This is a genomic window from Candidatus Poribacteria bacterium, assembly GCA_028820845.1.
In the GTDB taxonomy this organism is placed as follows: Bacteria; Poribacteria; WGA-4E; order WGA-4E; family WGA-3G; genus WGA-3G.
The window spans coordinates 18469-31669 of the sequence record JAPPII010000070.1 but is presented as its reverse complement, the minus strand read 5'-3'; the positions used below and the strand labels follow the sequence as shown (position 1 = coordinate 31669).

General features: G+C 48.7%; 9 protein-coding genes. 1 reads left to right on the top strand and 8 read right to left on the bottom strand.

The window, feature by feature from the left end:
• Positions 1 to 97 precede the first annotated feature (97 nt).
• From OXN25_14350 to OXN25_14315, 8 genes are all read right to left on the bottom strand, one after another.
• Entirely contained in the window at positions 98 to 565 is a 468-nt protein-coding gene (locus OXN25_14350) for a hypothetical protein (GenBank protein ID MDE0426034.1), read from the bottom strand.
• A gap of 11 nt (positions 566 to 576) precedes the next feature.
• The gene (locus OXN25_14345; GenBank protein ID MDE0426033.1) at positions 577 to 1368 is read right to left on the bottom strand and encodes a hypothetical protein; all 792 of its coding nucleotides are present in this window, start codon (positions 1366 to 1368) and stop codon (positions 577 to 579) included.
• Positions 1369 to 1506: 138 nt separating this feature from the next.
• Positions 1507 to 3777 carry a DUF1549 and DUF1553 domain-containing protein gene (locus OXN25_14340; protein ID MDE0426032.1) on the bottom strand — a complete coding sequence of 757 codons (2271 nt, stop codon included), beginning with the start codon at positions 3775 to 3777 and terminating at the stop codon, positions 1507 to 1509.
• Complete coding sequence (gene lon / locus OXN25_14335; GenBank protein MDE0426031.1) at positions 3774 to 6173, bottom strand: endopeptidase La; 2400 nt, start codon at positions 6171 to 6173, stop codon at positions 3774 to 3776. The genes OXN25_14340 and lon overlap by 4 nt, the downstream gene beginning before the upstream one ends.
• A gap of 125 nt (positions 6174 to 6298) precedes the next feature.
• A complete protein-coding gene (locus tag OXN25_14330) occupies positions 6299 to 8245 on the bottom strand; it encodes a hypothetical protein (protein ID MDE0426030.1) in 1947 nt (648 codons plus the stop codon).
• Complete coding sequence (locus tag OXN25_14325; protein MDE0426029.1) at positions 8217 to 9380, bottom strand: CapA family protein; 1164 nt, start codon at positions 9378 to 9380, stop codon at positions 8217 to 8219. The genes OXN25_14330 and OXN25_14325 overlap by 29 nt, the downstream gene beginning before the upstream one ends.
• Positions 9367 to 10038: a hypothetical protein gene (locus tag OXN25_14320; GenBank protein MDE0426028.1), complete on the bottom strand. Its 672-nt coding sequence runs from the start codon at positions 10036 to 10038 to the stop codon at positions 9367 to 9369. The genes OXN25_14325 and OXN25_14320 overlap by 14 nt, the downstream gene beginning before the upstream one ends.
• A gap of 35 nt (positions 10039 to 10073) precedes the next feature.
• Entirely contained in the window at positions 10074 to 11129 is a 1056-nt protein-coding gene (locus tag OXN25_14315; GenBank protein ID MDE0426027.1) for a class II aldolase/adducin family protein, read from the bottom strand.
• A gap of 409 nt (positions 11130 to 11538) precedes the next feature.
• Between OXN25_14315 and fumC the strand changes: the two genes are divergently transcribed.
• The gene (gene fumC / locus OXN25_14310) at positions 11539 to 12930 is read left to right on the top strand and encodes a class II fumarate hydratase (protein ID MDE0426026.1); all 1392 of its coding nucleotides are present in this window, start codon (positions 11539 to 11541) and stop codon (positions 12928 to 12930) included.
• Positions 12931 to 13201: the final 271 nt, after the last annotated feature.

Below are 13201 nucleotides of genomic sequence, written 5' to 3'. Positions count from 1 at the left end.
TCTACCAAAACCTAACAAAAATGTCAATAACTTACACAATGTAAACACTACCTAGGCACATTCCACTGTGTCGTAAAACTCAATCTCGGACGGCGTTTTACATTTTAAACTGTAATGTCATTGATTCTCCCGGTCGCAAATCCTCCCACCGTTGCAGCAACCGACGCAACTTCTGTCGCATTACGTCAAGTTGATCCTCTGTAAGCGTTATGGGCAGCCCTGCGCTGTAATTCTGAAATATGCCGTTCCCTTCAGTGGCACTATCCAACATATCCGTCTGTAACAATGCAACAATCGGCTCAACATCGATCGCTTCTTTCGGAATTTCAAAGGGGCGCGCCGCTTTTGGTGTGTTGAAATCCGGGATGTCGTACCCTTTCGCCACAAGCCCTAAGAACGCGTTTTTTAAACCGAGCGTTGTCTCAATAACATAGTGAGCAAAGTCGTGCTGCACAATTCCACGCGGGAGATGCGTCCAAGTGACACTTCCATCGTCCCGAACACAGGTTAGCGTATGGGGTTTGCGCTTCCACCGATGCTTGCCTTTCTTGAAATAGATAACCATTCATCGAACCCCTACTTAGAAAACTTCAGCTTGCCCCAGAGCGTCGCGAGTTTACCGCGCGCTTCGACACTGAGCGTGTTCTCAACCAAGTTACCAATCTCTGTTTTACTGAGGGCAGCGTTATAAATTCTCGCATCCTCTATGCGAGCGACGACCCAACCGTACGCTGTCCCACCGATGAGGGCGCGCGGTCCAAAAAGTGCTTCCACATCGCCTTCTTCCCAAGACATAATCGGTCCCATCGTATAACCACCGATGCGCTCCTCGTTCCGATATATCGTAATTTTTGCGTTTCCGCCCTCATCTTCATACGAAATCGCCAACTGGATTAACTTCCCCGTCTCTTTTTCCTCAAATCCAGGGAGCGGATCCTGCGTCCGCATAAAGAAGCTACTCCCAGCCATCCAACGCTTCGGTTGACGTTCCGCATAGACGATCGCATCAAAGGTATCTCCACTACTCTTATTGACCGCCAGCGTCGCACCTTTTGTAACGTTCAAATCATCTAAATAGATCCATGTTACCAAAGTCTTGTCAGGTCCAATGTCCGTTCCCTTATATCCAGTCGTCATTGCCCACTTATTGCTGCCGATGTGCAATTTCCCATCCTTCACCTCAGCACCCAAGAGCTCAATCTCGCTAAAGTGTCCCGTCAGGTCTTCTAACTCGACACCTTTCTCAAAGGTCCAATGCCCAACAAGATCTCCTTTTCTCTCTCCTTGTCCGAATGCTGGCATAATTAGGTTCCCGACGAGAAGCAGCAAAGCGAAACTGAATATGAAATAGCGTTTCAAGTGCCTCATTATTGTAACCCCCGCTGTTAAAATTATAGTGAATTCCATAATTAATTGGACACTTCTATTGTACCGCAAACCGTTAGTTTGCGGGTCCTCCAACCCAACACACAAACTAACAGTTTGTGGTACATAAATTCACATAGCTTAGTGGATAAAGAGAAATGACCGCGACGAGATGAGTGCCCATAGGAGATCTTCGCATCCTGTGCGATACTTCGGGCTTCCTGTGATGTACGCCTCAGCAGTCTCCACCTCCGTATCCGTTGGAAACCGGCTTAATGTGCTGAGATATAACTCAGTAATGAGTTCCCGATTATCAGGTTTCGCTTTTATCAGACGCGTGAGCGCACCACTGGAACTTCTCAATTTCTTATTGACGTAATTGGAGTTAATCATGTGGAGTGCTTGGGTAAGCGTCGGTTCAAGTTTCGGATCCAAATCACCAAGGAACTCACGATCAGAACGACCGTAAAGCGACAAGAAACGTGAACTCACCGGTAGCGGCAGTGCCACAGCACGCGTGCCAAGCGGATAACGCCCATATTTTTCTTGGGTTCCAGTAACATCATTTAAGACATCCAATAACACCTGCGCGACCATTGGACGTGGATAGAAACGGGAGAAAAACCGATCATCTAATTCATTCGTCTCATTTGGCGCCGCGGAGAGTTGATAGGTTCGCGAGTTGAGAATTCGCTTGATAATGTGTTTCGTATCAAATCCACTTTTTACAAAATCATCCGCCAACGCTTCGAGAAGTCCTTCAACGCTTGCGGGCGTTGTCGCTCGCATATCGTCAACCGGATCAACAATACCTCTGCCAAAATATTGACTCCAGAGACGATTGACGGTTGCTTTGGCGAAGTACGGATTCGTCGAGGAGGTCATCCAATCTGCCAGGACTTGCAGGACATCCCCTTGATAATCTGAAGAAAGTGATTCACCACCAAGAAACGTCGGTTGTGCAACTTCACCGCGATTGCCCTGAACAGATTGATTTATAACGCGTCCTGTGGGGTTATAGTAGACAACTTGCTCGTTGTAAAGCTCACCGCCGCGAATTCCGACCTTTCCAGTAAAGGCAGCGAAATTCCAATAGTCATCAGTCGTCCATTGGTCAAATGGATGCTTATGACATCTCGCACAACTCAACCGGATACCCAGAAATACTTGCGCCGTTGTCTCTGCTCTACCTGCGGGTTGACGCTCAATGCGGTAGTAGTTTGTAGGACCGTGTTGATACGTACTACCACGGGCAGTGATGAGTTCGCGCACAACTTCGTCATACGGTCTGTTTTGTGCGACAGCCCCGCGCACCCATTCGTGAAAGAGGGTCGCTCCACGTTCACCAAACGCACCATTTCCCAATCTACGCGGATGGATCCGCAACATATCCGCTAATTTTAACGTGCGCAGGTCTACCCATTCAGGCGTTTCAAGAAGGGCATCAATAAGTTTCGAGCGTTTATCAGAACGGGTATCGGCGAGAAACGCTTTTATCTCATCAGACCTTGGCAATCTACCGATTGTGTCAAGATAGACCCTACGAACAAAGACCTCATCAGTCGTTAGCGCGGAGGGACGGATATTGAGCTTCTTGAGCTTCGCAAGGACAAATTCATCAATGAAGTTATTAGGCGTGAATTGGGCTGCTTGCGAAGCCGCGTCTATCTCAGAAGCCCGCGGGATTGTCACAAACGAGGCATCAACAACACCCAAAAAACGAGCGATAATCGCCGTTCCGCCCCAGCGGACGCTTGTCACCTCACCAGTGGGGGACACTTCAGCAACCGGTGCGTCCTTAGATTCATAAACGGCTTTTTCGGTCACATCCTCAACAGAACCATCAGAAAAATAGGCGAGGACCTTGAGTCGTGCGGTCTCTCCAATATCGGATAAGACAACAGTACTCGGTTCAATTTCCAGTTTTCTCAAGCGGGGTTCGTCATCCGAAAAGGGCGCGCCTGCTTCAATCCATCGCAGAATTGTTAATGCGATATCCGAATTCGGTTCAAATCGCATATCGCCTTCATGCGGGACCTGCCCAGTAGGTTTAAGAAAAAAGAGACTCCGATCCGGTTCAAGTAGATTGATACGTCTGCCGCGATTGTGGTGTACAATCGGTTCATAGTCCGATTCTGGATTCAAGGTCAACAAAGACAGATTCAAACCGCCCTGTCCGCCAAATTTTCCGTGGCACATACCGGCGGAACATCCTTGTTTATCAAGGATAGGCGCGATGTCCTTGAGGAAGTAGGGTACAGTTGTGGAATCAAGGCTCCCGCCCCCTGTCATGTTCGCCTGTGCCACAAATGAAGTGGCAAACAGCAACACAACAGCATACGTAAAAAATTGCGCACTGTAGAAGGTGCGAGCGTGCTGTTTTCCAACTGATACTCTCAATAGGCGTTTCATGCGAATACCTCCGTGAAAACTTCGGTGACATGCTCCACAAATAGAAATTCAACACCTGCTTGGATGTCCTCAGGCACTTCAATAAAATGTTTTTCATTGCCTTGTGGCATAATAACTTTCTTGATACCCGCCTGCTTCGCCGCGAGGATTTTTTCCTTTACGCCGCCAATCGGGAGGACTCTGCCTCTGAGAGTGACCTCACCCGTCATAGCGACTTTAGGACTAATCCGCTTCTGAGTGGCAACGGAGGCGAGGGCGGTTGCAATCGTAATACCTGCCGACGGCCCGTCCTTCGGAATCGCGCCAGCAGGCACATGGACATGGATATCGTCTTCTAATACACTTGGATCAAATTTGAGTTTATTGGCTTGGGATTTGACATAACTGAGTGCAGCTTGCACGGATTCCTGCATGACATCACCGATCTGACCGGTAATGTGAAGCTCCGCACGGTCATTTGTTTTTTTCGTAGCGGTAACTTCAATAAAAAGAATTTCACCACCCGCGGGTGTGACAGACAGCCCTGTTGCGACACCGATGTCGGCTTTACGACCCGCAATTTCAGAATCGAACTTCGCTGGACCCAAATACGACGGAACGTCTCTCGCTGCAATGTTCGTTCGTTCTGTGTTCCCTTCGGCGACGCGGCGCGCAACTTTCCGGCAGAGCGTGCCGAGTTCACGCTCTAAATTCCGGACACCTGCCTCGCGGGTGTACTCACTCGCCACCTTGTTAATAGCCGTATCTCTTATATTTATAAGTTTCTTTTTTAGTCCATTCGCGTCCAATTGCCGTGGAATCAGGTACTGCTTAGCGATAATCACTTTCTCGTTAGCGGTGTAACCGGGGAGTTCTATCGTCTCCATCCGGTCACGCAACGGGGGTGGAATCGTATGGAGCTGATTCGCTGTTGTGACGAACATCACCTTCGACAAATCGAAAGGAACATCAAGATAGTTATCGGTGAACGAGTGATTTTGCTCCGGATCCAGGACTTCCAAAAGTGCAGCCGCCGGGTCCCCTCGAAAATCAGATCCGAGTTTGTCAATTTCATCAAGCATAAAAACAGGATTGTTAGACTCGGCTTGTCGGAGTCCTTTGACAATTCTACCGGGCATAGAGCCGATATAGGTGCGGCGGTGCCCTCGGATTTCCGCTTCATCGTGCATACCCCCCAGTGAGATCCGCACGAATTTTCTGTTCATCGCGCGCGCGATAGATCTACCAAGTGAGGTTTTACCCACCCCCGGCGGTCCGACAAAACAGAAAATTGGGCCCTTCATTTCTGTCTTCAACATACGTACAGCAAGATACTCAAGAATGCGTTCTTTAACCTTTTCCAGATCGTAGTGATCCGCATCGAGAATCTTTTGTGCAGCCGACAAATCTAACATATCTTCGGTACTGATACACCATGGAAGGTTGAGCAGCCAGTCCAAGTAATTTCGAGAAACCGTGGATTCCGGTGAGAAAGACTGCATTTTGGAGAGTCGTTTTAGTTCTTTTTCAGCTGCCTGCTTCGCTTTGTCTGGCATTTCAGTTGCGTGTAGCTGTTCCCGCATCTCATCGATTTCAAAACTGAGATCGTCCGCTTCACCAAGTTCGGTTTGAATAGCCTTGAGTTGTTCTCGGAGATAGTATTCGCGCTGTCCTTTGTTAATAACGGCTTGTGCGTTGTTTTGTATTTTGCTTTCCAGTTCGTGGAGATCAAGTTCTTTCGCGAGAATAACAGCGAGTGCGCTTAACCGCTCATAAACAGACACAGCTTCTAAAATACGTTGTTTGTCGTGTGGCTTCAAGTCCAAGACAGCGGCGATGTAGTCGGCGAAACGTCCGGGTTCGTCAAGCATTGTTTTCGTGATGCTGCCGTATTCTTCTTGGTAACGCGATGACATCTGAACGATACGTTGGAAAGTCTCATCGTTGCTACGGACGAGTGCTTCAATTTCTAAGACCTGTCCTTCACTCGCATCAGACGCTTCTTCATCACTTTTAAGAATATTGACACGGGCTTTGATGAAAGGCTCGGTGTGCAAAATTTCTTCGATTTCAACACGTTCACGTCCATGGGCGAGAAACAAGACATCGTCATCATCAGTTTTATAACGGAGGATGTGAACCAAACTCCCAACCGGACTGAGATCGCTCACGGTAATATTTTTGAAATCGTCCTTTTTCGGACGAAAGATGCAGAGCATGCGCTCCTCATTCATAGAGTCCTGAACCGCTTCAGTCGCCATTTTCCCTGAGAGGGCGACGTGATGTGGGGGAAAAGGCGGTACAGGGGGCATATATGGAAAAACGACGAGGTCATCCAGTGGCAGAATCGGTAATTCCCGGGTGAGTTCTTCTTGCTCCATAGTATCTTCTATATTTTCGTTTTCTTTAGTTTCCACGTTTTTTCTCCTTTAATGACTTATGGCTATTGGCTATTGGCTTACAGTTTCCATCTGCTAACTGCCAACTGCTAAAAACATAGCGTGCCATTTGCCAATCGCCAATTGCGAACTGCTAATTACAATCAGGGCCAAAATTGATACAGTGTGGTATTGGCGAGAATACTCCCGATGCTCCACAAACTTCCACATAAGTAGTCTCCGAGTGCAAGTCCCAGAAAAAACGGCACGGTACGCCTATAGGCTTTGAGCCCTCCCTGATGTAGGATGAGTGCTTTTATCACCCATGCAGCGAAAAGACAACTCCAGAGATTATACATCCCCCAACTGTTCGCCATTGCATAACCGAGCGGATGCAGGGGCCACCACAGAAACCGAGTTCGTAACAGCGTTAAACCAAACGCGATGCCTGCCCCACCTCCCATAAAAGCGAGGGCAGGGACATCGGTACCCTGTGGGTAATTCAACCAGTTCTCAAGTTGTCTATAAACCCCTCTGCCAAAGCCAAGTGCCCAAGGTCCGTAATAACCCGTTTCCGCACCATGTCGGTAATAACTATCCAAGAGTAACCAGAACACAACTATCGCGCCAACGAAGGTTGCGATGAGGATCGCGGCAGCGGTATGTTGCGGATGTATCTGTCGCCGCTCCGAAATTTTCAAAGCCTCCAGTTCCTGCGGCATCGGGTGTGCACGATACGCCCGGTTAAAGAACATATACAGCGAAAAAACAGCCTTTGTACTCGTCGTCAACCGTTGTGTGCCGACTGCTGTCACGATTAATCCGTGTGGGTCAACCCTATGTAAATCGTGGACTAAGAACCCCAATTCTGCGCGAAGGCGGGCAATCATCGTCGCCAGCAAAAAGTATAACCCGAAAAAGATGGGTATCACCCAGAGCGACATGCCCGCTTTATAGGAAAACACCGTCAAAAACAGCATTCCGAGCACAATACCGAGAACGGCGATGTGATAAGGCATCGGTTCACGCCGCATATCAACCTGCGATGTACCTCGGAGTCCGTCCACAACTCCGGCGACAATTCGCTTGAAATGTGTCCTACCCACCCAAGCAGCGGCCCCAAGGAGGACCATATATGCGCCGAAACTTTGGGCATCGGCGTACGGAAAACCGGGCAAATTCCGCACACCGATAATGCTCCCTGCCATTAGTTCAAATTTGTATATCCAATAAAACGCCCAACATGAAAAAAGCAGGTCCAACGGAATAAGAAAACTGATGCCAATCGCAAAAGGATAAAACGAAAGCCGGATGCCGCCCATCGCGTTCCAGGGGCGTCCTGTAAAATACTGATTAATGTTCTGCCGCTTGACAGGCAGATACGGCACTGCCGGATAAATGGAATTCAGCAAATTCAGGATGCTAATAGCCGCTGCAATCCCGAAACCCAACCACATCAACTTATTCTTGAAAAACCGTGTATTCGTCTCCGTCATTGCGAGCGGCAGTTGAATAATCGGATACGTTAACCGTTCACGCTCGGTCCACTGGATGCGGAGGAGTGTGTTAATACACAACATGACGAACATCAGGACGAGGATAAAAACTGTCCACCATGCAACAGGCACCGCCCAAGCAGTGATGTGTGCCTCACGGTAGAGGCTCGATTGTCCCTCGTAGTACCCTGACAAGACACCAGGGTCTTGAACCGTTAGCCATGTCGGCAGGTCTCTCCAAAACAGCTGCTGCCACTCATTCTCGGATGTTGCAAACCGGAAGGGATGTCCAAGAATAGTGACTAAGATCTCCATCATATCGTGCGAACAGAGGGAAGAAACAATGCACAACATGACGTAAATTGTTAGCAATTCAGCTGATGTCAGTTTCAGTTTTGACGACAGTTTTCCCAATATCGTACTGAATACTAACAACCAAAAGATAATGAAAATAACATTGGACAGTGGATGGATTAATGTCGGATGTGTATAACGAACGACCTCCAGTTCGATAATCCAAAAAACGTTAAGAGGAATCAGAAGCATCGCGATGACGAATGCCCTAAGCGTTAAACCACGTTCACCTCTATCGAATCCACCCACGTTCGCCCTCAATGATTACCTCCGTCTCGAATTTCGCGCAGCGCTGCTGATAGTCCTGTAAGGTTTTCACCGCCTGTTCGCCTGTAAGGAGACTCGGAAACCGGTCGGCCCCAATTTCGGAGGCGGCAGATGTTTCCGTAAGTTTCCCAGGTCGCACAGGGATTTTCGGTGGATCGGTCAAAATCGGGATTAACTCAACTGATTTCAGAATACCAGATGCAAATGTCGCCTTTGGGATAACTATATGTGAGTGCTGTTTATCGTAGGTATCATAGATGAAGTCCGCGAGGCTATAAACAATAGGTTTGCCCTGATATAACTCAATACCCCCAAACGTATGCATCTGCTGACACAATACCATATCTGCCCCAGCGTCAATCAGTGCGTGTGCGAAAATCTGTTGTCGTCCGATAGCGTCATCAGCAGCTCGCCCTTGGCTCCCCCAGTGTAACCAGACAATTACAAGTGCTGCTTTTGACCGCGTCTGCTCAACTGCCGCCACCATCTCACTATAAACAGCGTAAGCAAGCGGATCCTCAGTGTACTGTGTGAACTCATTCACACGGTAGTATCCGAGCAAACCGACTTGTACGGATCCCGTGCCTACAGTGACTGGCACATAAGCCGGAAGTATTGCCGTTTCAGGACTTGTGCCAGCACCAATCGACTTGACATTATACCGTTCCAGTTCAGCAATGGTATCCGCTAAGGCTTCAAACCCAAAGTCCATCATATTGGGAGTGGCTAAAGAGACAGCGTCAAAACCCGCATTTGCGATAGCCCTTCCAAGCCCCGGTGCCGACCGAAACGGATTTTCAATCCCGTACCGAGGTTCACCTCTCTGTGAAATGCTCGTGTTCAGGGAAGCGGTAGCGACATCTGCCGACTGAATCAGGGCAGCAGTGCCTTGAAAAAACAGTCCGGCACCTTTCCTTTCAATCAGGGGTGTCATGCGGCTACTGACGGTAATATCCCCGACAGCAAGCACTGAAATCTCGTCTGAGGTAGCTGCTTCGTCTGCTGCGACGCTATGGGCGACTCCGCTGTAGATCATCACCCACAAGAGACTGCTAATTAGAAAGTGGACTTGCAATCTTCGGTAGCATGAAACCCTTAAGGAACGCTCAGCATATCTAACTTTCGTCATCTTCCGGGTTTCCATCCAAGACTTCATCGAGGTCCAAATTGATTCCGAATTCATCCAACAAACCATCGTCTTTCAATTTCATTCCCAGCATAATCAGTATCTCAGCTAAGGTCAGCCGATCAACTTTTGTGGATTCAAGCGTTTCGGTTTCAGAGATTAACTCTGTGCGCAACGACTCCTGACCGCGGCGTGCCTGCTCTCGTAGAAGTTTTGTTTCGTTACTCAGCCGATCGATTTCCGTTTGGAATTCGTGGGCAAATTCGTTTACCAGTGTTGACAACTTCTGAAGGTCTGATTCGCCGCGCGCAGTAACCGCATCAAGCCGGGCATCAATCTTTACATCAACGAGTCCCTCAATTTTATCCAGTGTTAAACCGGAATCCTCGCTGCCAAGCTTGGCAGAAAGACCGCGAATATCAGCCTTAACCTCTGCTATCTCCTCGGTAACACGCTGGTCCATACGTGTGAGTTTGTCATCAACTTCCTGTTGCATCTCCTTTAGTTCTTGATTGAGGGTACGTAAACGCTTGTTATAGCTCCTAATATACCGTCCAACAATACTATCACGGAGCTGCGCCTCTAATTGCTCTCGTGCCGGTTCTGCTTCGACTTCCGCACCGTCATGCGCTGCGTCTTGGAAATCCATCGGGTCTTGCATATATGCTGTTCCTCCGCTTAACCTACAACCTAAAACTACGGATAATTATAGACGTTCTCAGACTGCACGGGTGTATCCGGATCCGGAAAATCGGCATCTGAGTGTTGATTATTAATTTCACGGTTCGCATTGAACTCACGTAAGATGCAGCTAACAATCTCCTCTGTATACGCCTGCGCCTTAACAGTCTGCTGATTCGCTTCCCACGCCATCCGTGCAGCGGCTTCAAAATACTCGGCGTGTTTATAGGCATCAAGCAGGTCGCTGCCACGTGAAAATGTGCCGTGTCCTACCCAGTAGAGAATGTAGCGCTCAGGGCTCCCGCCATTTTGAAAAAGCCGCAAACTCTCATAGGATAACTCTGGGATACCCGGTGCCCGCTCTTCCACAAATCCGATACCGCTGGAGGCATCGTATATAATCGGAGTCTCTGGCTCATATCCTCTGAGGAAGTTATAGAATCGATCAGGTGCCCCATGCTCCGTGCGAGAAATCAGATTCAAGAACTTCGGTTGTAAATGCACAAGTGCATTAAACCCGTGTTCCTCCAATTGCTCAAAAATGAGGAGGTAATGGAACATCTCACTGGTTGGTGCCGGTGGTGCAATACGATCTCGATTGCGATCCAGAGCCGCCTGATCTGGTGTGCCAAATCGCATCCGATAATGCATGCCATCGGGTTCAACCTCAATCAGTGTTACATTAAGGGCAGGATGTTCAATACCAATCATATCCAAACGTGACCCCGATTTTGTAAGCAGGACATGCCTTCCAGCTAACCCCTTGACAACAATCTGTGGGGGCAACTGATAACGCGGTGAAGCGTCATAAGGGATAAGACATGCTTCTTCAACGGCTTCCGTTAAAACGGCTCCCATATTACCAGCAGTCGCCCACAAGTATTGGTGAGCGTGTGCATGGGCACCTACCCAGCCCATCTGACCTATGAGTGTCCCACATTCGCTGTCAGACGGGATTGGACGCAGGTCGGGATGGTAGCCCCGTTCCTGCCAACACTTATAGCGATAGGTCTGTGGCGGTGGGGGTGTCAAAGTATTCGTCAAATACGGATTGGCTAATGATGCTTCCACTCGCGCTCCTCTATAGACATAGCACTCCACTGAAGTGCAAGAAACTGAAAACCGAGAACTGATATTTATTAACTATAACATGTCTAAAGGAAAATAGCAAATTTTTAGTCGGGATACAGGAAACAGGGTAAATAGCTTGCCTATTTTCATGCTGAATCGCAGATTACCCAGATTACGCTCACAGGTTACGCGGATTTTGGGACCTTTTGTTGTCTGAATCAAGATTTACAGGATTAAAGGATTGACAGGATTTAGCTGACTGCTTTTTGCTATTTGCTAACCGCTGAGAGCAGCGCGCGACAGAAACTGGTTGAAATACCTGTGGAAAGTATGATAAAATTTGTAAACGATAAATCGTATCGGAACGGACAAGACTAAAATTCTATGCAACGAAAGGCATAAATACCTAATGCGAACTGAAACAGACAGTATGGGGACGCTTCAAGTCCCAGACGACCGATATTGGGGGGCGCAGACACAGCGTGCACTCCAAAATTTTAAGATTGGTGATGAACGTCTGCCACGCGCAGCTATATGGGCACTCGGCACTATCAAACAGGCAGTTGCACAAGTGAACGCCGACCTCGGTCTGCTTGCGCCACAACTTGCAGAGGCAATTAGCAACGCAGCACAAGAAGTTATGGATGGTGACTTAGATGACCACTTTCCGCTCCGTATCTGGCAGACAGGCAGCGGAACGCAGACGAATATGAACGTCAATGAAGTCATCTCAAACCGAGCCATTGAGATGCTTGGGGGGGAGATGGGCAGTAAGGATCCCATTCACCCGAACGACCACGTTAACAAATCACAGTCAACGAACGATGTCTTCCCGACATCAATCCACTTGTCAATGGTCCGGCAAATTCAGGGGCACCTGTTGCCGCGATTGATTGCCTTGAGAGGGGCGTTTGCGGAGAAAGCCTCCGAGTTCGCTGAGATTGTTAAGATTGGACGAACACATTTGATGGACGCAACACCGTTGACACTTGGACAGGAGTTTAGTGCTTACGTCCAGCAATTGACCGCTGCGGAACAGCGCATCGAGGCTGCACTGCCACACCTCTGTGAACTTCCTATCGGGGGCACTGCTGTTGGGACAGGATTGAATACACACCCCGATTACACGGCAAGCGTTGTGGCACGGCTCTCGGAGACAACGGGAATTTCAGAACTCAAACGGGCACCGAACGCCTTTGAAGCATTGGCATCAAGGGATGCAGTGGTGAGTGCCAGCGGCGCGCTGAAGACGCTTGCTGTGGGTCTGTTTAAAATAGCAAATGACATCCGGTGGCTCGCTTCAGGACCCCGGTGTGGAGTCGGTGAATTGCGGTTACCTGAGATGGAGCCGGGAAGTTCCATCATGCCCGGAAAGGTAAATCCGACCCAATGCGAAGCCGTTACGATGGTATGCACACAGATTATCGGGAACGATGCGACACTGGCGTTTGCGGGTGCGAACGGTGCGTTGCAATTGAACGTATTTATGCCTGTGATTGCTTATAACGCCTTACAATCCATCCAACTCCTCGGCGATGCGTGCGAATCGTTCCGAACGAATTGCGTTGCGGACATCGTTCCGAATACGGAAATGATTGGACGGTATTTGTCAGAATCTCTGATGCTTGTAACAGCACTGACCCCCCACATCGGCTATGATCGCGCAGCAAAGGTCGCACAATACGCCCATGAGCATGGATGCACACTCCGCGATGCTGCTATCGCTTTAGATGCCTTGACTGGAGAGGCTTTTGACGAGCTTGTTGTTCCATGGGATATGACGCATCCGAATTTGGGTTAATGAAATCATTTGTTACGGAGAACCCACGGCGTGTGCCTACTACGATTGTGCTCTGGACGATGTCTAACATTTTGAGACAACATTCATAGAAAGTCCATGACAGTAGGGAAAGACGGCAAGTGCGCGTTCAGGGATGTGTCTGCCTCTATATTTATGATTTTGGGTCCATTTGCAGTTGGAGTGTTTGCACTCGTAGCACTGTTTACCGTTGGCAACCCCGTTTTTGACGAAGTGTATTGACATCTTAGGTAGTGTTTACATTTGAAAGTAT

What these genes read in the sequence shown, in the direction of transcription:
- OXN25_14350 (MDE0426034.1), bottom strand. Translation starts at nt 565, where the DNA reads ATGGTTATCTATTTCAAGAAAGGCAAGCATCGGTGGAAGCGCAAACCC.
- OXN25_14345 (MDE0426033.1), bottom strand. Translation starts at nt 1,368, where the DNA reads ATGAGGCACTTGAAACGCTATTTCATATTCAGTTTCGCTTTGCTGCTT.
- OXN25_14340 (MDE0426032.1), bottom strand. Translation starts at nt 3,777, where the DNA reads ATGAAACGCCTATTGAGAGTATCAGTTGGAAAACAGCACGCTCGCACC.
- OXN25_14325 (MDE0426029.1), bottom strand. Translation starts at nt 9,380, where the DNA reads ATGACGAAAGTTAGATATGCTGAGCGTTCCTTAAGGGTTTCATGCTAC.
- OXN25_14320 (MDE0426028.1), bottom strand. Translation starts at nt 10,038, where the DNA reads ATGCAAGACCCGATGGATTTCCAAGACGCAGCGCATGACGGTGCGGAA.
- fumC (MDE0426026.1), top strand. Translation starts at nt 11,539, where the DNA reads ATGCGAACTGAAACAGACAGTATGGGGACGCTTCAAGTCCCAGACGAC.